This window comes from Alsobacter sp. KACC 23698 (assembly GCF_045348435.1).
GTDB lineage: Bacteria > Pseudomonadota > Alphaproteobacteria > Rhizobiales > Beijerinckiaceae > Alsobacter.
This window is the reverse complement of sequence record NZ_CP157484.1, coordinates 991,478-1,011,393: the sequence shown is the minus strand read 5'-3', so window position 1 is coordinate 1,011,393 and position 19,916 is coordinate 991,478. Positions and strand designations below refer to the sequence as shown.

Genomic DNA, 19,916 nt, shown 5'->3' with positions numbered 1-19,916 from the left:
CGCGTCCGGGAAGTGAACGAAAACGCATGTCGATGGCGCCACGACACGACCGTCCTGACCTCGCGTGGCGTGTTTTCGTCCTGGAGACGGTGCAATGCCTGCGCTTCTATACGCGGCTGCCGACGCCTCGGCTGGCCTGGGAGATGGACCCGCATGGCGCGCCGGATTTCAGCCGGATCCCGCGCATGCTTCCCGTGGCGGGCGCCATCCTGGGCGGGGTCGGGGCGGCTGCGCTGGTGGCGGCGTCCTGGATCGGGCTCCCGCCCATGGCGGTCGCGGCCGTGACGCTGACGGCGCAGACGCTCGCCACCGGAGCGCTGCACGAGGACGCTCTCGCCGACATGGCGGATGGCTTCTGGGGCGGCCACACGCCCGAGCGTCGGCTGGAGATCATGGCCGACAGCCGGATCGGGTCCTATGGGGCGACGGCGCTGGCGCTGGGCTTGCTGCTGCGCTTCTCGGCGATTGCAGGCCTGGTGGCGCAGGCCGGCCCCGGCCGCGCCGCGCTGGCGCTGGTGGCGACGGCGGCGATCGCGCGCGTGGCCGGCCTCTTCCCGCTCTGGGCGCTTTCGCCCGCACGGCCGGGCGGCAAGTCGGCCTCCGTCGGCCGGCCCACCGACCGCACGATGGCGACCGCGTGCTCGATCACGCTGGCGCTGGCCGTCCTGCTGCTGGCGCCCGGCTTCGGCGTCGTCAAGGCGGCGCTCGCGCTCGCGCTGGGCGGCCTGACGGCCTGGCTCTGCGTCAGGCTGGCGCGCGCCAAGATCGGCGGCCACACGGGCGACGTGGCCGGAGCCGTGACGCTCATCGCGGAGATAGCGGCGTTGCTGGGATTGCTGACGAGGATCTGACCCCGAGCCGTGCCGTCAGGCCGCCTCGATGCGCCCCGCCGCAACGTCCTGGCGCGACACCATCGCGACCGCGGCCCGCAGGACGTCGAGGCCCGCGCCAGGCTTGACGGCCTGCGTGGCCAAATGCCGCCGGAAGGCCCGCGCGCCGGGCCGGCCCTGGAACAGGCCGAGCATGTGGCGCGTGATCGAGGACAGCCGCACCCCTTCGGCGAGCCGCATCGCCACGTAGGGCTCGTAAGCTTCGACCGCCTCGAAGGCGTCCGCGACGGGCGCGGCTTCCCCAAACAGCGCGGGGTCCACCTGCAGCAGCAGCTCCGGGTCGTGATAGGCGGCGCGGCCCAGCATGACGCCGTCCACATGGGCGAGTTGCTCACGGCATTGGTCGAGCCCGGTCAGCCCGCCATTGATGGCGATGGGCGTCGACGGCAGCCGCAACTTGAGGCGATGGACCCGGCCATAGTCCAGCGGCGGCACGTCCCGGTTCTCCTTGGGGGAGAGCCCCTGCAGCCAGGCCTTGCGGGCGTGCACGATGATGGCGTCCGCCCCGCCGGACAGGACCGCGTCGGCGAGCCGGTCCAGCGCCTCCTCGGGATCCTGCTCGTCGACGCCGATGCGGCACTTCACCGTCACCGGCACGGCGACGGCGGCCTTCATGGCGGCGACGGCCTCTCCGACGAGGGCGGGCTCGCGCATCAGGCACGCGCCGAAGCGGCCGTCCTGCACCCGGTCGGACGGGCAACCGACATTCAGGTTGACCTCCGCATAGCCCTCGTCCTCCGCGATCCGGGCCGCCTGCGCGAGGTCGGCCGGCTCGGAGCCGCCGAGCTGGACGGCGACGGGATGCTCTTGCGGCGAGTAGCCCAGGATGCGGCGCCGGTCGCCATGGATGACGGCGCCGGTCGTGACCATCTCCGTATAGAGCAGCGCGCGCCGGCTCATGACGCGATGGAACCGCCGGCAGTGCCGATCGGTCCAATCCATCATGGGCGCCACCGAGAAGCGCCAGGGGCTGGAAGGCGTGAGAAGGTCCGTCATCGCTCTGGGATCGTGGGCAAGCCGATCGCATAGCCGGAATGGGGCGCGGCGCCAACCGTGGGCGGAGCGGCGCGCCTTTCCTTCCTGCGCCAGCCTCCCATATCGGTGGCGTCGGAAGCGAGACGGAGCGGACGGATGCGCATGGTCACTCTGGTCACCGGCGCGTCCGGCGGCATCGGCCTGGAGCTCGCGCGGGCGTTTGCGGCCGGCGGCGACGACGTCGTCGTCACGGCGCGTTCGCAGGAGGCGCTGTCTCGGCTGGCGGACGAGATCGAGGCCGCCGGCCGGACCCGTCCCATTGCGGTCGCGCTCGACCTCGCCGAGGCGGGCGCGGCGGACCGCCTCCTGGACGCCGTCGGCCGCGAGGGCGCGCAGGTGCGCCGTCTCGTCAACAACGCCGGCTTCGGACTGAACGGAGACGCGGCGTCGCTGCCGCGGGCGGAGCAGGTCGCGATGGTCGACCTGAACGTGCGGGCGCTGACCGACCTGACGCTCGCGGCGCTGCCCTCCATCGTGGCCCTGAAGGGCGGCGTGCTCAATGTGGCGTCGACGGCGGCGTTCCAGCCCGGGCCCGGCATGGCGGTCTACTACGCCACCAAGTCCTTCGTGCTCAGTTTCTCGGAGGCGCTCGCCTATGAGCTGGCGCCGAGCGGCGTGACCGTCACGGCGTTGTGCCCGGGGCCGACCTCCACCGGATTCCAGGAGCGCGCGCGGCTCGATTCCGCCCTGTTCGACGTGATCAGGCCCATGGACGCGGCCGAGGTGGCCCGCTACGGGCGCCAGGCCTTCCTGCGGGGCGACCGCGTCGCGGTGCCCGGCCTGATGAACCGGATCATGGCCGGAACCGCGGGGCTGACCCCCAGGGCGCTGTCGCTGGCGGTCATCTCCCGCTTGCAGTCCAAGCGTCGAAGCGGCTCGGGAGCCTAGGATCAAATTTCGCCGGTCTCGAAGAAGCGCTCGATCCTGGCCTCCCAGGGCGCCAGCTCGATGCCGCGGGCCGCGAGCCAGGCGTCGTTCAGGCAGGTGCTGCGGTAGCGCTCACCGCTGTCGCACAGCAGCGTGACGATGGAGCCCGTCTCGCCCCGCGCCTCCATGGCGGCGGCCAGATGGGCCGCAGCCCAGATATTCGTGCCCGTCGAGCCGCCGCAGGACCGGCCGATCCGGCGCGACAGCACGCGTGCGGCCGCGATGCTCGCCGGATCCGGCACGGCGAAGGCCTTGTCGATCAAGTCCGGCATGAAGGACGGCTCGCAGCGCGGCCGCCCGATCCCCTCGATGCAGGAGGGCGGGCCCGACGCCGTGCAGACGCTTCGGTCGGCGAGGTGGCGGTGGAAGACCGACGCCTCGGGATCGGCGAGGCACAGCCGGGTGGGCAGGCGGCGGTAGCGGATGTACCGCCCCAGCGTCGCGGAGGTGCCGCCGGTGCCTGCGCCCACCACGATCCAGGCCGGGATCGGGTGCTGCTCGCGGCTCATCTGGCCGAAGATGGACTCGGCGATGTTGTTGTTGCCGCGCCAGTCGGTGGCGCGCTCGGCGAAGGTGAACTGGTCCATGTAGTGGCCGCCGAGATCGGCCGCGAGCCTTGCGCTCGCCTCGTACATCTCGCCGGAGCTGTCGACGAAGTGGCTTTCGCCGCCATAGAAGGCGATCTGCTCCACCTTTTCGGGCGAGGTCGTGCGCGGCATCACGGCGATGAAGCGCAGCCCGAGCATCCTGGCGAAATAGGCTTCCGACACTGCGGTCGACCCGCTGGAGGCCTCGATCACGGGGGTGTCGGGCCCGATCCAGCCGTTGCACAGAGCGTAGAGGAACAGAGAGCGGGCGAGGCGGTGCTTGAGGCTGCCCGTCGGATGGGTCGACTCGTCCTTGAGGTAGAGCGCCACGCCCGACACGCCCGGCAGCGGCGCCCGCAGGAGATGGGTGTCGGCCGAGCGGGTGAAGTCCGCCTCGATGAGCTCGATGGCGTGGGCCACCCAGGCGCGGCTGGGACTGGAATGGGACATGGTCGCGGCTCCTTCGTCTCCGTCCTGATCCCGTTTTCGCCGCCTGTCGAGCCCGGAGCGGGCGGCGCCCCGTTGCGCCGTGAGATCGTCACTTCTCCGCCACGAGCGGCGGGCATAGGCTACGCCGATCCTGCCGCCAGTCCGAATGCCATCCGGAGCTCAAGATGACGTCCTCTACGACCCCGACCGCGAACGCTGGACCCTCTGCGGCGCAGGATGTCTCGCGGCGTCAGGTCGTGCTGGGCGCCGGCGCCGCCCTCGCCGCGGGGGCGATGGCCGCCGGTCCCGCGCAGGCGGGATCGTCCCGGGTCAGGCTGAGGCTGCTGGGGACCACGGACCTGCACGTCAACGTGCTGCCCTACGACTACTACCGGGACAAGCCGGACGACATGGTGGGCCTCGCCAAGACGGCGACGCTGGTCAAGGCGGCGCGCGCGGAGGCCAAGAACAGCGTCCTGTTCGACAATGGCGACCTGCTGCAGGGCAGCCCCATGGGCGACTACATGGCTTACCGGAAGGGCATGAAGGCCGGCGACGTCCACCCGATGGTGGCGGCCATGAACGGGCTCGACTACGCCTGCGGGACGCTGGGCAACCACGAGTTCAACTACGGCCTCAGCTTCCTGGGCTTCTCGCTCGCCGGCGCGTCCTTCCCGGTCGTGTGCGCCAACCTGTTGAAGGCCGACGGCGCGCATCTGGTGCGCCCGACGCTGGTCATCGACCGCGACGTGGAGGACGAAGCCGGGGTCCGGCAGCGCCTGCGCATCGGCGTCATCGGCTTCGTGCCGCCGCAGATCATGCAGTGGGACGAGGCCAATCTCGCCGGTAAGGTGCAGACCATCGACATCGTCGACGCCGCGCGTAAGCACGTGCCGGAGTTGCGGCGCCAGTGCGACGTGCTGGTCGCGCTGTGCCATTCGGGCATCGAGGGCGGCGAGCGCCGGGGCGGCGAGGAGAACGCCGCGCTGCATCTGTCGGCCGTGCCGGGCATCGACGTGATCTTCACCGGGCACCAGCACAAGGTGTTCCCGGGCGGGAAGGACTTCGGCGGGATCCCCGGCGTCGATGTCGAGCGCGGAACGCTGAACGGCGTTCCGGCCGTGATGGCGGGGTTCTGGGGCAGCCATCTGGGCGTGGTCGACCTCACGCTCGACAAGACCGCCGAGGGCTGGAAGGTCAAGGACTTCAAGACCGAGGCCCGGCCGATCTACGAGCGCAAGGACCGCCAGATCGTCTCCCGGGCCGAGGCGGACGGCGCCGTCGCGGCGGCCGTCAAGGCGGAGCACGACGCCACCCTGGCCTATGTCCGCCAGCCGGTGGGCGAGCTGAAGAATCCGATCAACTCCTTCTTCTCCCTGGTGGCGGACGACCCCTCGGTGCAGGTCGTCTCGCAGGCGCAGCTCTGGTACGTGACGAAGCTCGCGTCGACCATCCCGTCGCTGAAGGGCCTGCCGATCCTGTCGGCGGCGGCGCCGTTCAAATGCGGCGGGCGCGGCGGGCCGGAATACTACACCGACGTGAAGGCCGGCCCGATCGCCATCAAGGACGTCGCCGACATCTACCTCTATCCCAACACGGTGCGGGCCGTGAAGGTGACCGGCGCGCAGGTCCGCGAGTGGCTGGAGCGCTCGGCCGGCATGTTCCGGCGCATCGACCCCGCCGTCACGGACGAGCAGCCGCTGATCGACGAGGCGTTTCCGACCTACAATTTCGACGTCATCGACGGCGTGACCTACCAGATCGACGTCACCCAGCCGTCGCGCTACGACAACAACGGCAAGGTCGTCGCCCCGGAGGCGCACCGCATCCTCGACCTGCGGTTCAAGGGCGAGCCGATCGACGAGCGGCAGGAGTTCGTCGTCGCCACCAACAATTACCGGGCGGGCGGCGGCGGCAACTTCCCCGGAGCGGACGGCAAGACCGTGGTGATCGACGCGCCCGACACCAACCGCGACGTCATCGTGCGCTACATCGTGGAGAAGAAGGCGATCGACCCCGTGGCCGACCGGAACTGGCGCTTCGCGCCTATCGCCGCGCCCGTGAACGTGACCTTCGTGACCTCGCCGCGGGCCGCCAAGGAGCTGCCGAAGGACCTTCGGGCCACCGCGGCGGGCGACGCCCCGGACGGCTTCGCCAAGTTCAGGCTCGACCTCGGCGCCTAGCGAGGCTGCGCGGGACCCGCATCGGCGATTGCATGGCGGGGCGGCTTCCGCTTCGATGGCGCTTTCCTGGAGCGCCGCCCCGTGACCGACATCGCCGACCTGACCGCCGTCGAACTGCTGCGCCATTACCGCAGGCGCACCTTGTCTCCCGTCGAGGCGGCGCGGGACGCGCTCGCCCGCAAGGCGAAGCACGAGCCCGCCGTCAACGCGTTCTGCGGGGGAGACGAGGACGACGCGCTGGCGATGGCCCGCGCCTCGGAGGCGCGCTGGGCCAAGGGCGAGCCTTGCGGGCCGGTGGACGGGGTGCCGACCACCGTCAAGGACAACATCGCCGTGAAGGGCTGGACCTGGTTCAAGGGTTCGGCCGTGACGTCCAAGGCGCCGGCCGAGGAGGATGCGCCCGCGGTGGCCCGGCTGCGGGAGGCGGGCGCGGTGTTCCTGGGCAAGACCTGCATGCCGGAATTCGGCTGGAAGGGTCTGGGCGATTCTCCCCTGACCGGGATCACGCGCAATCCCTGGAAGCTCGACCGCACGCCCGGCGGCTCGTCCTCCGGCGCGGCGGCCTGCGCGGCGCTGAACATCGGCTGCATCCATATCGGGACGGACGGAGCCGGATCGATCCGCATCCCGGCCGCCTTCACGGGCGTGTTCGGCATCAAGGCGAGCTATGGCCGGGTGCCGGCCCGGCCGATCTCGACGATGGGCTTCCTGGCCCATGTCGGCCCGCTCACCCGCACGGTCGAGGACGCCGCCCTGGCGCTGTCGGTGATCGGGCGGCCCGACAGCCGCGACATGACGGCCATGACCACCCCGCCGCCCGACTACCGCATCGGGCTGGCCGACGGGGTGCGCGGGCTGCGGATCGCCTGGTCGCCGCGGCTCGGCCACGTCAGGACGCTGGACGCGGAGATCGAGCGCCTCTCGGCGGCGGCGGCGCGCCGCTTCGAGGAGCTCGGCGCCGTGGTGGAGGAGGTCGACCCCGGCATCCCGGACACCCTCGAGACGCTCATCACGCTGTGGACCGCGGGCGCGGCGCTGGCGCTGCAGCCGTTCGGCCCCGAGGAGCGAGCGCGCATGGATCCGGGCCTCGTCGAGGCCGCACGGCGTGGCGAGCGGCTCTCGGCCACCGCCTATGTGGACGCCTTCCTGAACCAGCGCAACGCCGTGGCGGCGCGCATGGCGGAGTTCCACCAGCGCTACGACCTGCTGCTGACGCCGACGCTGGCGACGGAAGCCTTCGAGGTCGGGCGGCTCACCCCGGCGGACGGCCGCTTCGGCGAGGACTGGACCGCGTGGACGCCCTACACCTATCCGTTCAACATCAGCCAGCAGCCGGCGGCGTCCGTCCCGTGCGGCCTGACCGCCGCGGGACTTCCGGCGGGTCTGCAGATCGTCGGCCCGTTCGGCTCCGACGCGCTCGTGCTGCGGGCCGCCCGCGCCTATGAGGCCCTGGCCGGGTGGGAGACGCTCAGCTCTCCGAGGGCGTAGGCGCCTCCAGGGCGTCGAGGATCGCCGGCAGCTCTCCCAGATGCGCGATCTCGCGGAACCGCGGATGCGCCACGGGGGCGGCGGCGAGTTCGTAGTCCCATGTCAGGTCGTGCGGCGCATGCACCGCCCAGGCGCCGGCCGCCAGCGCGGGAAGGATGTCGGACCGGATCGAGTTGCCGACCATCAGGCTCAGGGCCGGGCCGTCGCCATGGCGGGCGAAGATGCGCTCATAGGTGGCCGCGTTCTTGTCGCTGACGATCTCGACGGCGTCGAAGAGTTCGCCGAGCCCGGACGCCGCGAGCTTGCGCTCCTGGTCGAAGAGGTCGCCCTTCGTGATCATCACCATCCGGTAGCGCCCGGCGAGCGCCTCCAGCGTCTCGCGCACATGCGGGAGGGTCTCGACCGGATGGGCCAGCATGTCGCGCCCGACGGCCAGGATCTGGCCGATGACGCTGGCCGGAACGCGGCTCTCGGTGATCTCGACGGCGGTCTCGATCATCGACAGCGTGAAGCCCTTGATGCCGAACCCGTAGATCCCGAGATTGCGCTTCTCGGCGTCGAGAAGCCGGCGCGACACGTCGCCCGGATCGGCGTGCTCGGCGAGCAGCGCGGCGAAGCGCTCTTCCGTGAGCCGGTAGAAGCGCTCGTTGTGCCAGAGCGTGTCGTCGGCGTCGAAGCCGATGGTGGTCACCGCACGGGTCATGTCTCGCGTCTCTGGCCGTCGTGGCCTCCCGCGCCGCGCCGCCCCATGGCGTCGGCCAGATGCAGCGAGGCGGCCACGAGCTCCTGGGTATAGGAATGCCGGGGGTCGTCCAGCACCTGCCCGGTGGGGCCCTGCTCGACCACCCTCCCCCGCCACATCACCAGCACACGGTCGGTGATGGCGCGCACGACCGCAAGGTCATGCGAGATGAATAGATAGGCCAGCCCCAGCCGCGACTGAAGGTCGGCGAGAAGGTCGAGGACCTGGGCGCGGATCGTCACGTCCAGCGCCGAAACGGGTTCGTCGAGCACGATCAGGTCGGGACGCGTGATCAGCGCGCGGGCGATGGCGAGGCGCTGGCGCTGGCCGCCCGAAAATTCGTGCGGATATTTGTCCGCGTCGGACGGATCGAGGCCCACCTCGCGCAGCGCTTGGGCGATGCGCCCCGCCCGGTCGCTCACCTCGCCCATGAGCCGGAGCGGCTCGGCCACGATGCGCCCGGCCTTGTGGCGGGGATCGAACGAGCCGTACGGGTCCTGGAAGACCATCTGCACCCGACGCCGGAAGAAGCGGAGCTCCTCCCCGGAGAGGGCGGCGACGTCGCGGCCGCCGAGCCGGATCGCGCCCCCCTGGGGGGCCTCGAGCGCCAGGGTCGCACGGGCGACGGTGGACTTTCCGGAGCCGGATTCCCCCACCAGTCCGACGCTTTCCCCCCGGCCGATGGCGAAGCTGACGCCGTCCACCGCCCGCTTGCGGGGGGCTGCGCGGAACGGGTTGCCGCGCGGCGTCACGTAGTCGCGCACGAGCCCCTCGACCTGGAGCAGCGGCTCCGGCGCGGCCGGAGGCGTTGTCCGTCGGGGAACGTGGCGCGAGGCGGCCAGCAGCGCCCGGGAATAGGGATGCCGCATCGCGCCAAAAAAGCCGGCGGCCGGCCCGGCCTCGACGACGGCGCCGCGCTGCATGACGGCCACCCTGTCCGCCATGGCCCCGATCACCGCGAGGTCATGCGTGATCAGGAGCAGGCTCGACCGGTTCTCGGCCACGAGTTCGCGCAGCAGGGCCAGGATCTGCGCCTGGGTGGTGACGTCGAGGGCCGTCGTCGGCTCATCGGCGATCACCAGCCGGGGCGAGAGCGCCACCGCCATGGCGATGACCACGCGCTGGCGCTGCCCGCCCGAAAGCTCGTGCGGATAGCGGTCGGGCGGGACCTCGGCGGCCGGGAGCCCGACGCGCTCCAGGATGCGCTCGGCCCTGGCGGCGGCCTCGCGCCGGCTGAGCCCCAGATGCAGCCGGAAGCCTTCCGCGGCCTGCTCGCCGATGGTCTTCAGGGGGTTCAGGGCGGTCATCGGCTCCTGGAACACCATACCGATCTGGCGGCCGCGCAGGCCGCGCATCTCGCGTTCGCTCCGCGCGAGGATGTCGGCCCCGTCGAACAGGATCGAGCCCGCCGCCTTGGCGCCGCGCGGCAGGAGCCGCATGACGCTGAGCGCCGTCAGGCTCTTGCCGGAGCCGGACTCGCCCACAAGCCCGAGCACCTCCCCTTCGCCGACCGCGAGCGAGATCCCCTTCAGGATCGGCGCGCCGTGGATCGTCAGGTCGAGCCCCGCGATGTCGAGGACCGCCACTCAGCGCTCCCTGGCGAGGCGGGGGTCCAGCACGTCGCGCAGCCCGTCCCCGAGCAGGTTGAGGCCGAGCACGGTGACGATGATGGCGAGGCCGGGAATGAGCGCAAGGCGCGGCGCCAGAGCCATCAGGGTCTGCGCTTCGTTCAGCATTCGCCCCCAGCTCGGAGCCGGAGGCTGCACGCCGAGACCCACATAGGACAGCGCGGCTTCGGCCAGCACGCCAAGCGAGAGCTGAATGGTCGCCTGGACGATGATCAGGCTCGCGATGTTGGGCAGCACGTGCTCGGCGGTGATCCGGGCCGCGCCCTTGCCGGCGACGCGCGCCGCCAGGATGAAGTCGCGCGTCCAGATGGGCAGCGCGGCCCCGTAGGCGACGCGGGCGAAGACGGGAATGTTGAAGATGCCGATGGCGACCATGGCGTTGACCGCGCCCGGGCCGAACAGTTCGCGCAGCATGATGGCGATGAGCAGGGCCGGAAAGGCGAAGATGAAGTCGTTGGCCCGCATGATGGCCTGGTCCGCCGCGCCTCTTTGCTGGGCGGCCAGCAGGCCGAGCGGCGTCCCGATCCCGGCCCCGATCCCGACCGCCACGACCGAGACCGCCATCGAGGTGACGGCGCCGCGCATGATCATCGACAGAGTGTCGCGGCCGAACTGGTCCGTCCCGAACCAATGATCGGCGGAGGGCGCCCTGAGCTTGTTCGGAATGTCCAGCGCGGCCGGATCCCACGGCGTCCAGACCAGCGAGACGGCCGCGACGGCGGCGACCGCGCCGGCGATGGCGGCCCCCGCCAGGAAGCTGCGGTGCCGGACGGCCCGGCCCGCCCAGCCGGAGGGCGCGCGCTCCAGGGCGGCGCTCACGCGCGCCTCCTCAGCCGAGGGTCCACGACCGCATAGGCCATGTCCACGGCGAAGTTCACGACGATGACGCTGGCCACGAGGACCACGACCACGCTCTTCACCACCACGAGATCGCGCTGGTTGATGGCCTGGAACACCAGGCGCCCGAGGCCCGGCAGGTAGAACACGTTCTCGATGATGATCGTCCCGGCCAGCAGGAAGGAGAACTGCAGGCCCATGATGGTGAGGACCGGGATGAGCGCGTTGCGCAACGCGTGCCGGCGCAGCGCCTGCCCCTCCGACAGGCCCTTGGCCCGGGCGCTGCGGACATAGTCCTCGCCCAGTGTGTCGAGCAGAGACGAGCGCATGACGCGCGCCAGGATCGACGCCTGCGGCAGCGCGAGCGCGACGGCCGGCAGGATGAGCGCCCTCAGGCCGGGCCACGGCCCGGCGGACCAGCCCGGAAAGCCGCCGGCCGGCAGCCAGCGCAGCGTGATGCTGAAGAGCAGCACCAGCAGCATGGCGAACCAGAAGTTCGGCGTCGCGACGCCGACCTGGGTGGCCGTCATGACGCTAAGATCGGCCGCGCCGTTGCGGTTCGCCGCCGCCCACGCGCCCAGCGGGATGGCGATCGCCGTCGCGAGGGCGAGAGCCAGGAGCGCGAGCGGCAGGCTGACCAGCAGGCGCTCGGCCAGGAGTTCGGAGACCGGCGTGGAATAGGTGTAGCTGACGCCGAAATCGCCGCGGAGCAGGCCGGCGACCCACGCCACGTAGCGTTCCGGCGCCGGCTGGTTCAGGCCGAGCTTGTCGCGCAGCGCCGCCAGCGTGTCGGGCCGCGCCTCGGTGCCGAGCATCACCTGGGCGGGATCGCCGGGCAGCACCTCCATGACGGTGAAGACGATCAGCGTCGCCGCCGCGAGCGTCGCGAGAAGGGCGAGAAGCCGGCGCAGCGCAAAGGCCGCCATGGGTCAACGCCCTCCCGCGAGGCCCGCTTTCACCCCTTCCAGCTCACCTCGGTGAGGTCATTGGCCGGGATGGGGGCGTTCTCCCAGAGCCCCTGCAGGTCGGCGCTCCACACGCCGCTCTTGGGCAGCAGGAACAGGAACACGTTGACGGCGTCCTCGGCGATCTGCTCCTGCGCCTTCTTGTAGAGCTCGACGCGCTTGCCCTGGTCGGCGGTCGCGGCCAGCTCCGCATAGATCGCCTTGTAGGCGGGGCTCTTGTAGTCGAAGTAATAATCGTCGCGCGCGTAGATATCGAGGTCCAGAGGCTCGACATGCGAGATGATCGTCATGTCGTAGTTCTTGCCCTTGAAGACGTCGGAGAGCCACTGGGCCCACTCCATGGGGACGATCTCGACCTCGAGGCCGACGGCCTTGAGCTGGGACGCGATGATCTGGCCCCCGCGCCTTGCATAGTCGGGAGGCGGCAGCACGAGCCTGAGCTTGGTCCCTTCCGCCACGCCGGCTTCCTTCAGCAGCGCCTTGGCCTTAGCCACGTCGTGCGGGTACTTGCCGGTGAGGTCCACATAGCCCGGGTCCTGCGGGGCGAAATGCGAGCCGATCGGCTTGCCGATGCCGAACATGGCGCCGTCGATGACGGTTTTGCGATCGATCGCGTGCGACAGCGCCCGGCGCACGCGGATGTCGTCGAACGGCTTGCGGCCGTTGTTCAGCGCCAGGATGGTCTTGCCCTCGGTGTTCCCGACCACGACCTTGAAGCGCGGATCGGCGCGGAACTGATCCAGGTTTTCGGGCGCCGGATAGATCGGGAACGCGTCGATGTCGCCGGCCATCAGGGCCGCGAAGGAGGCCGACGAATCCCCGATCACCTTGAACACGATCTTGTCGAGCTTGACGGGCGCGCCCCAGTGCTTGTCGGCGCGGGCCAGTTCGACGCTGGATCCCTTGGCCCAGCCGACGAACCGGAAAGGGCCGGTGCCCACGGGCTTGGTCTTGGCGTCCGCCGCGGTGGCGGGCGACAGCATGACGGCCGCCGGCCAGCCGAGGCCGAACAGGAAGCCGCCTGTCGGCTGCTTCAGGCTCACCTTCACGGTGGCGGGGTCGACGACGTCGACGGCCTCGATGGCGGAAAAGAGCGTCTTCTGGGGATTGACGCTGTCGGGCGCGCGGGCGCGGTCGAGATTGAACTTCACCACGCCGGCGTCGAAGGGCGACCCGTCGTGGAACGCCGCCCCGGCGCGCAGCTTGAAGACGTAGGTCTTGCCGTCCTCGGAAATCGTCCAGCTCTCCGCCAGCGCCGGCTTGACGGCGCCGTTCCGGTCGATCCGCGTCAGGCCCTCGAACAGGTTGGCGTAAACGACCTCGCCGATCGCGGCGGCGGCCCCGGCGGTCGGATCGAGATGGGGCGGCTCCAGGCGGATCCCGACGATGACGTCCTTGCGGGCCGCCGCGAACGCGACGGGCGCGCCGCCCAGGGCGCCGGCGGCGACCATCGAGGCCAGTGAGCCGGCCAGGAAAAGCCTTCGATCGAACAGCATCTGCATCCACTCCCGCCGGTCCCCAAGCCGAGGCCGCGCGCGTCCATGCTAGACGCAGGACGGCGACGGCGTCGAGGGGAACGCGGGCGGCGGCCGCCATGGGCCCCGTTGCCCGGCTTGCGCTTCGCCCATACGGTGCGGCTGACGCCGAACGTCTCGGCCATTCCCCATCCCGCGCCGGAGCGCCCCATGTCTCTGTCACTCTTCGATCTCACCGGACGCCTCGCCCTCGTGACGGGATCGAGCCAGGGAATCGGCTACGCGCTGGCGGGAGGCCTGGCGCGCGCAGGCGCGCGCGTGGTGCTGAACGGCCGGGACGCCGCCAAGCTCGCCGAGGGCGTCGAGCACTTGGCGAGGGAGGGCCTCAACGTCTCGGCGAGCGTTTTCGACGTGACCGATCCGAAAGCCATCGAAGACGCAGTGGCGAGGATCGAGACCGAGGTGGGGCCTCTCGACATCCTCATCAACAACGCCGGAAAGCAGCATCGCGGGCCCGCCGAGGACTTTCCCGACGAGGCCTGGCGCGACATCTTCCGCACCAATGTGGACAGCGCGTTCTTCGTGTCCCGCTCGGTCGGGCGGCGCATGATCCAGCGGCGCAGCGGCAAGATCGTCAATATCGGCTCGGTGCAGAGCGAGCTCGGCCGGCCGACGATCGTGCCCTACACGGCCACCAAGGGCGCGGTGAAGATGATGACGCGGGGGCTCGCCGCCGAGTGGGCCAAGCACAACATCCAGGTCAACGCCATCGGCCCGGGCTATTTCGACACGCCTCTCAACGCCGCGCTCGTCAACAACCCGGAATTCAGCGCCTGGCTGTGCGGCCGCACGCCCGCGGGACGGTGGGGCAAGCTGGAAGAGCTCATCGGCGCCGCGATCTTCCTGTCGTCGTCGGCCTCCGACTTCGTCAGCGGCCACATGTTGATGGTGGACGGCGGACTGACCGCCTCCGTCTGACGAATCGATCTGCATCAGAGGCTGGACAACGAGCCGCATCGGGAGACCTGACATGCCCAAGCCCATCATCGATCCGCCCTACGAGGTCCTGGACCCGCGCGCCAAGGGCCTGTTCAACAAGACCGCCAAGCTGGAGCGGCTTTACGACGGGTGCCGTTGGGCCGAGGGGCCGGCCTATTTCCCCGCCGGTCGCTACCTGGTCTGGTCCGACATCCCCAACAACAGGATGATGCGCTACGACGAGACGGATGGGAGCGTCTCTGTCTTCCGCGAGCCGTCCAACAACACCAACGGCCATACGGTCGACCGCCAGGGCCGGCTCGTGTCCTGCGAGCATCTGGGCCGGCGCGTGACGCGCACGGAGTTCGATGGGACCGTCACGGTGCTGGCCGACCGCTGGCAGGGCAAGCGCCTGAATTCGCCCAACGACGTGGTGGTGAAGTCCGACGGCTCGATCTGGTTCACCGACCCGGCCTACGGCATCGACTGGGACTATGAGGGCGCCCGGGCGGAGAGCGAGATCGGGGCTTGCCACGTCTACCGGATCGACCCGGACAGCGGGGCCGTGGACATCGTGGCCGACGCCTTCAAGCGCCCGAACGGGCTCGCCTTCTCGCCGGACGAATCGAAGCTCTACATCGCCGACACCGGCGCGAGCCATTTTGAGAACGGACCCCGGCACATCCGCGTCTTCGACGTCCAGGACGGGCGCAGCCTCAAGGGCGGCGAGATCTTCGCCACCTGCACGAACGGCATGTTCGACGGCTTCCGATGCGACGAGGACGGGCGGATCTGGACGTCGGCCGCTGACGGCGTGCATGTCTACGATCCGGACGGGTCCATGATCGCGCGGATCAACGTCCCGGAGATCGTCGCCAATGTCTGCTTCGGCGCGCTCCGGCGCAACCGCCTCTATATCTGCGGCACCACCTCGCTCTACGCCTATTACGTGCTGGTGCGCGGGGCGAAGACGTTCTGACGGACGCGGTCAGCTCAACCCAGCACACGCAAAACGCGGCTAGGCGCGTTCCCTCGAAGGAGGCATAGTTCTCCGTCCGGAGCCGCAACGATTAAGCGCGGCCCTGACAAGGGGGAAACGTCATGCTCGACACGACGCCTACGGCGCGCGTGAACGCGATCCTGTCCCGCTTCGACGAGGCTCTGCAAGCCGGGGACATCGACAAGGCCGTCAGCTTCTTCGCGCCGGAATGCTACTGGCGCGACCTCGTCGCATTCACCTGGAACATCAAGACGCTCGAGGGCCGAGACCAGGTCCGCGACATGCTGGCGGCCTGCCTGGCCGGGACGAAGCCGTCCGGCTGGCGCGTGGCCGACAACGAGCCCGCCACCGAGAATGGCGGCATGCTGGAGGCCTGGATCGCCTTCGAGACCGGCGTCGCCCGCGGCTATGGCCTGGTGCGCCTCAAGGACGGCCTGATCTGGACGTTGCTGACCACCATGGTGGAGCTGAAGGGGCACGAGGAGAAGGCGGGCTTCACCCGGCCGCTCGGGGCCAAGCACGGGGTCAATCCGGGCGCCAAGAGCTGGAAGGAGGAGCGGGAGGACGAGGCGGCGACGCTGGGCTTCACCCGGCAGCCTTATGTGGTGATCGTCGGCGGGGGCCAGGGCGGCATCGCGCTCGGCGCGCGGCTGCGGCAGCTGGGCGTGCCCACCATCATCGTGGAGAAGAACGAGCGGGCCGGCGACAGCTGGCGCAAGCGCTACAAGTCGCTCTGCCTGCACGATCCCGTCTGGTACGATCACCTGCCCTATCTCGACTTCCCGAAGACCTGGCCGGTGTTCTCGCCGAAGGACAAGATCGGCGACTGGCTCGAGATGTACACCAAGATCATGGAGCTGAACTACTGGACCAGCGCCACGGCCAAGAGCGCCACGTGGGACGGCGCTAAAAAGGAATGGTCCGTCGTCGTCGAACGCGGCGGCCAGGAGATCACGCTGCGGCCCAAGCAGCTCGTCTTCGCGACGGGCATGTCGGGCAAGGCCAACATGCCCCGGTTCAAGGGGATGGAGCGCTTCAAGGGCGAGCAGCACCACTCGTCACGCCATCCGGGCCCCGACGGCTATGTCGGCAAGAAGGTGGTGGTGATCGGCTCCAACAACTCCGCCCATGACATCTGCGCGGCCCTCTACGAGGCGGGCGTCGACGTCACGATGGTGCAGCGGTCTTCGACGCACATCGTCAAGTCGGACTCGTTGATGGAGGTGGGGCTGGGCGATCTCTACTCCGAGCGCGCCGTCCAGGGCGGAATGACGACCGCGAAGGCGGACCTGATCTTCGCCTCCCTGCCCTACCGCATCCTCCACACGTTCCAGATCCCGGTCTACGAGAAGATCAAGGAGATGGACGCGGACTTCTACCGCGACCTGGAGAAAGCCGGCTTCAAGCTGGACTGGGGCGCGGACGGCTCGGGCCTGTTCATGAAGTATCTGCGGCGCGGCTCCGGCTACTACATCGATATCGGCGCCTCGCAGCTCATCATCGACGGTAAGATCAAGCTGAAGTCGGGCCAGGTGGAGGAGATCACCGAGCATGGGGTCAGGCTCGACACGGGCGAGGAGATCCCGGCGGACGTCATCGTCTACGCCACCGGCTATGGCTCCATGAATGGCTGGGTGGCGGACCTGTGCGGCCAGGCGATGGCCGACAAGGTCGGCAAGGTCTGGGGCTTGGGCTCCGACACGCCCAAGGATCCAGGCCCGTGGGAGGGCGAGCAGCGCAACATGTGGAAGCCGACCCAGCAGGAGGCGCTGTGGATGCACGGCGGCAACCTGCACCAGTCGCGCCACTACTCGCAGTTTCTCGCCTTGCAGTTGAAGGCCCGGATGGAGGGCATCCCGACGCCGGTCTACGGCCTGCAGCCCAGCCACCACGCTTCGTGAAGCCTCTGCGGCGGGTCCGGGAAGCCCGCCGCATCTTCGCGCTCGCGCGGCGAGCGATCAGCCCAGCATGGCCAGGGCCTTGCGGAAGAAGTCGCGGCCGCCGAAATTGCCGGATTTGAGCGCAAGCGCCATGCGGCCGCCGTCGGCGGCCAGGGTCCACGGCACGCCGGGATCGATCTCCGGGCCGATCTCCAGCATGGAGACGCCGAGCGCGCCCACGACCGCGCCGGAGGTCTCGCCTCCGGCCACGACCATCCGGGTGACGCCAGCGGCCGCCAGGCCCTGGGCGACCTCGCCGAGCAGCCGCTCCACCAGAGCGCTTGCGACGTCGCGGCCGAGCTGGCTCTGGGCCTTGGCCACCGCCTCGGGTTCAGCGGTGGAGTAGACCAGGACGGGCCCGCGGCCCAGGCGGGCCCCGGCCCAGCCCAGCACGTCGTCGGCCGTCATGCGGCCTTCCGCGATGGCGACCGGGTCGAGCGCAAAGGCCTCCATGCCGGCCTCGATCGCCGCCGCGACCTGGCCGCGGGTGGCGGCCGAGCAGCTTCCGGCCAGCACGGCCTCGCGCCCCGCCGGCGCATGGAACGGGCGCGCCTCGCCCCTGGGGTCCAGCAGGCCGGCGCGGCGAAAATTGTCGGGCAGCCCCAGCGCGATGCCCGACCCTCCCGTCAGGAGCGGTTGCCCCGCGAATGCTTCGCCCAGGACGCGCAGATGCGCGTCGGTGATGGCGTCGCCGATGGCGATGCACGGGCCATCCTGGCCCAGCGCCTCGAAGGCGGCGCGCGTCGCCGCCGCGCCTTGCTCCACCACCTGCACGGGGACGAGGCCCACCTTGACCGACGTCTGGCGCTGCAGCACGCGCACCAGGTTGGAGTCCCGCATGGGGGTGAGCGGATGATCCTTCATGGGGCTGTCGGACAGAAGCTGCGCGCCGACGAAGAGATGCCCCTGGTAGACCGAGCGTCCATTGGCCGGGAAAGCCGGGCACGCCACCGTCCAGCGCACGTCGAGGCGCCGCATCAGAGCCTCGGCGACCGGGCCGATATTGCCCTGGTCGGTCGAATCGAAGGTCGAGCAATATTTGAAGAGGATCTGCCGCGCCCCCGCGCCGACCAGCGCGTCGCAGGCGGCGAGCGACCATTCGACGGCCTCGGCCGCCGGGTTGGTGCGCGACTTCATCGACACCACAACCGCGTCGGCTTCGGGCAGGGTCTCCGCCGAGGCGGGAACGCCCACGGTCTGGACCACCTTCATGCCTTCCCGCGCCAGCATCAGGGCGACGTCGGTCGCTCCCGTCAGGTCGTCGGCGATCACTCCGAGCAGCATGGTCCGTTTCTCCGGCCGCAGGCGTTGCAGCTTCGTCCCGCCCGGGCGGAAAGGGAAGCCCTCACCATTTCGCCGCGAAAGCGGCGCGCAGATCCTGGATCTGGCTTTCGTCCAGAGGCGCCTGGCAGGCGCCGCGGGTGAGGAAGACGAGCCTGGCCGTCTCCTCCGCCTCCTCCAGGGCGGCCGAGGCGCCGGCCACCGTCTCGTGCCAGAAGGTCGGCCCGATGCGCGACAGCATCACGCCCCGGCAGGTCGCCACATGGGGCGTCACGAGCCCGACGACGTCCGGGTCGCCCGGCCGCCGATAGGGGATCAGCGGGATCCGCCCGGCCTTCATGACGTGATACGGGGTCAGCGGCGGGACCAGGTTGGCGGGGTCCACGCCGGGCGTCAGCGACAGCGCGACGAGATGCGTCGAATGGGTGTGGACCACGCCGCCCAGCGTCGGGTCCGCGGCGTAGACGGCCCGGTGCAGCAGGATGGTCTTGGAGGCCCGGTCGCCGGAGAGCTGCGTCCCGTCCGGTCCCAACCTGGCGAGGCGCGCGGGATCGAGGAAGCCGAGGCAGGCGTCCGTCGGGGTGATCAGATAACCGTCCGGAAGGCGCGCCGAGATGTTGCCGGCGGAGCCCACCGTGTAGCCGCGCGCGTAGAGGCTGGCGCCGACGCGGCAGATCTCCTCGCGCAGGCGGGTTTCGTCCGTGCTCACCACGTGAGGAAGGCCATATCGGGCGACATCGTGAACCTCCACTGTCGGACGGGGCCCGCCATCACGTTGAGGTAATAGAGGTCCACGCCATGGGGGGCGCCCACGGGGTGATATCCTCGCGGCACGAGGACGACGTCGCCGTCCGACACCGCCATGGTCTCGTCGAGGGAGCGGTCGTCGGTGTAGACGCGCTGCAGCGCGAAAGCGGTCGGCTGGGCGAGGCGGTGATAATAGGTCTCTTCCAGGTAGGTCTCGCGCGGGACGTCGTCCGTGTCGTGCTTGTGGGGCGGGTAGCTCGACCAGTGGCCGCCTGGCGTGATCACCTCCACGACCAGCAGGCTCTCGGCGTGGGGCGAGGTGTCGGGCAGGATGTTGCGGACATGCCTGACATTGGTCCCGGTTCCACGGGTCTCCCGGCCGACCTCGTCGGGCGCGATGACGCGGGCCTGCAGAAGACCCTTGGCCGGCGCGGAGCAGACCGCGATCTCGCAGTCGTTCTCGGCCTCGGCCGACCAGGACGACCCTGCTGGCGCATAGAGGGACCAGGGGGCGCCCTCGAACGGGCTCGCTCGGCCGCCGATCACTCCGAAGTCCTTGCCCCCGGAGCCGACCCTCGCCTTACCGGACACCATCACCAGGCAGGCTTCCTCGCCCAAGGTGTCCTTGGCGATCCGGGCTCCGGCGGGCAGCCGATAGACCTCAAAGCCGACATAGCGCCAGCCGGCGCTGGCCGGCGTGATGCGATGCACCGCGCCTTGCGCGTCCGGGAGAGACGGCCTGACAAGAAGGTGGGACATGGCGGCGCTCCAGTCTGGTGCGGCG

Annotated in this window: 17 protein-coding genes; 7 read left to right on the top strand and 10 right to left on the bottom strand. The window is 70.3% G+C overall.

Annotation, left to right across the window (positions count from 1 at the left end):
- Positions 1-32 precede the first annotated feature (32 nt).
- Positions 33-851, top strand: a complete 819-nt coding sequence (locus tag ABEG18_RS04615) for an adenosylcobinamide-GDP ribazoletransferase (protein WP_406856922.1) — start codon at positions 33-35, stop codon at positions 849-851.
- 15 nt (positions 852-866) lie between these two features.
- Here ABEG18_RS04615 and dusA read toward each other — a convergent pair whose 3' ends face one another.
- Entirely contained in the window at positions 867-1,835 is a 969-nt protein-coding gene (gene dusA / locus ABEG18_RS04610; protein WP_406858531.1) for a tRNA dihydrouridine(20/20a) synthase DusA, read from the bottom strand.
- A 186-nt stretch (positions 1,836-2,021) separates the two neighbouring features.
- On the opposite strand from dusA, the gene ABEG18_RS04605 reads away from it, so the two are divergent.
- The gene (locus tag ABEG18_RS04605; protein WP_406856921.1) at positions 2,022-2,813 is read left to right on the top strand and encodes an SDR family NAD(P)-dependent oxidoreductase; all 792 of its coding nucleotides are present in this window, start codon (positions 2,022-2,024) and stop codon (positions 2,811-2,813) included.
- Between the two features lie 2 nt (positions 2,814-2,815).
- Here ABEG18_RS04605 and ABEG18_RS04600 read toward each other — a convergent pair whose 3' ends face one another.
- A complete protein-coding gene (locus ABEG18_RS04600; RefSeq protein WP_406856920.1) occupies positions 2,816-3,889 on the bottom strand; it encodes a PLP-dependent cysteine synthase family protein in 1,074 nt (357 codons plus the stop codon).
- A 164-nt stretch (positions 3,890-4,053) separates the two neighbouring features.
- Here ABEG18_RS04600 and ABEG18_RS04595 point away from each other — a divergent pair, with 164 nt between their 5' ends.
- The gene (locus tag ABEG18_RS04595; RefSeq protein ID WP_406856919.1) at positions 4,054-6,051 is read left to right on the top strand and encodes a bifunctional 2',3'-cyclic-nucleotide 2'-phosphodiesterase/3'-nucleotidase; all 1,998 of its coding nucleotides are present in this window, start codon (positions 4,054-4,056) and stop codon (positions 6,049-6,051) included.
- A gap of 81 nt (positions 6,052-6,132) precedes the next feature.
- Entirely contained in the window at positions 6,133-7,539 is a 1,407-nt protein-coding gene (locus ABEG18_RS04590) for an amidase (protein ID WP_406856918.1), read from the top strand.
- Here the strand turns inward: ABEG18_RS04590 and ABEG18_RS04585 are convergent.
- The 5 genes from ABEG18_RS04585 to ABEG18_RS04565 are packed head-to-tail and all read right to left on the bottom strand — an operon-like array spanning position 7,520 to position 13,207.
- A complete protein-coding gene (locus tag ABEG18_RS04585; protein WP_406856917.1) occupies positions 7,520-8,242 on the bottom strand; it encodes an HAD family hydrolase in 723 nt (240 codons plus the stop codon). The two genes, ABEG18_RS04590 and ABEG18_RS04585, sit on opposite strands and share 20 nt — an antisense overlap.
- Positions 8,239-9,867 (bottom strand): ABC transporter ATP-binding protein, encoded by a 1,629-nt coding sequence (locus ABEG18_RS04580; protein ID WP_406856916.1) that lies wholly within the window; start codon positions 9,865-9,867, stop codon positions 8,239-8,241. The genes ABEG18_RS04585 and ABEG18_RS04580 overlap by 4 nt, the downstream gene beginning before the upstream one ends.
- Positions 9,868-10,728 carry an ABC transporter permease gene (locus tag ABEG18_RS04575; protein ID WP_406856915.1) on the bottom strand — a complete coding sequence of 287 codons (861 nt, stop codon included), beginning with the start codon at positions 10,726-10,728 and terminating at the stop codon, positions 9,868-9,870. It lies immediately after the preceding gene.
- Positions 10,725-11,672 carry an ABC transporter permease gene (locus ABEG18_RS04570; RefSeq protein WP_406856914.1) on the bottom strand — a complete coding sequence of 316 codons (948 nt, stop codon included), beginning with the start codon at positions 11,670-11,672 and terminating at the stop codon, positions 10,725-10,727. Before ABEG18_RS04570 ends, ABEG18_RS04575 begins: the two co-directional genes overlap by 4 nt.
- Positions 11,673-11,701: 29 nt before the next feature.
- Positions 11,702-13,207: an ABC transporter substrate-binding protein gene (locus ABEG18_RS04565; protein WP_406856913.1), complete on the bottom strand. Its 1,506-nt coding sequence runs from the start codon at positions 13,205-13,207 to the stop codon at positions 11,702-11,704.
- A 189-nt stretch (positions 13,208-13,396) separates the two neighbouring features.
- On the opposite strand from ABEG18_RS04565, the gene ABEG18_RS04560 reads away from it, so the two are divergent.
- From ABEG18_RS04560 to ABEG18_RS04550, 3 genes are all read left to right on the top strand, one after another.
- Positions 13,397-14,164 carry an SDR family oxidoreductase gene (locus tag ABEG18_RS04560; RefSeq protein WP_406856912.1) on the top strand — a complete coding sequence of 256 codons (768 nt, stop codon included), beginning with the start codon at positions 13,397-13,399 and terminating at the stop codon, positions 14,162-14,164.
- 52 nt (positions 14,165-14,216) lie between these two features.
- Positions 14,217-15,143: an SMP-30/gluconolactonase/LRE family protein gene (locus ABEG18_RS04555; RefSeq protein ID WP_406856911.1), complete on the top strand. Its 927-nt coding sequence runs from the start codon at positions 14,217-14,219 to the stop codon at positions 15,141-15,143.
- 122 nt (positions 15,144-15,265) lie between these two features.
- On the top strand, positions 15,266-17,065 hold the full coding sequence (locus tag ABEG18_RS04550) for an NAD(P)/FAD-dependent oxidoreductase (protein ID WP_406856910.1): 1,800 nt from the start codon (positions 15,266-15,268) through the stop codon (positions 17,063-17,065).
- Positions 17,066-17,122: 57 nt separating this feature from the next.
- Here ABEG18_RS04550 and otnK read toward each other — a convergent pair whose 3' ends face one another.
- From otnK to iolB, 3 genes are all read right to left on the bottom strand, one after another.
- A complete protein-coding gene (gene otnK, locus ABEG18_RS04545; RefSeq protein WP_406856909.1) occupies positions 17,123-18,388 on the bottom strand; it encodes a 3-oxo-tetronate kinase in 1,266 nt (421 codons plus the stop codon).
- Between the two features lie 61 nt (positions 18,389-18,449).
- The gene (locus ABEG18_RS04540) at positions 18,450-19,094 is read right to left on the bottom strand and encodes an aldolase (protein ID WP_406856908.1); all 645 of its coding nucleotides are present in this window, start codon (positions 19,092-19,094) and stop codon (positions 18,450-18,452) included.
- Positions 19,091-19,891, bottom strand: coding sequence for a 5-deoxy-glucuronate isomerase (gene iolB, locus ABEG18_RS04535; protein ID WP_406856907.1), 801 nt, complete (start codon positions 19,889-19,891; stop codon positions 19,091-19,093). The genes ABEG18_RS04540 and iolB overlap by 4 nt, the downstream gene beginning before the upstream one ends.
- Positions 19,892-19,916 lie beyond the last annotated feature (25 nt).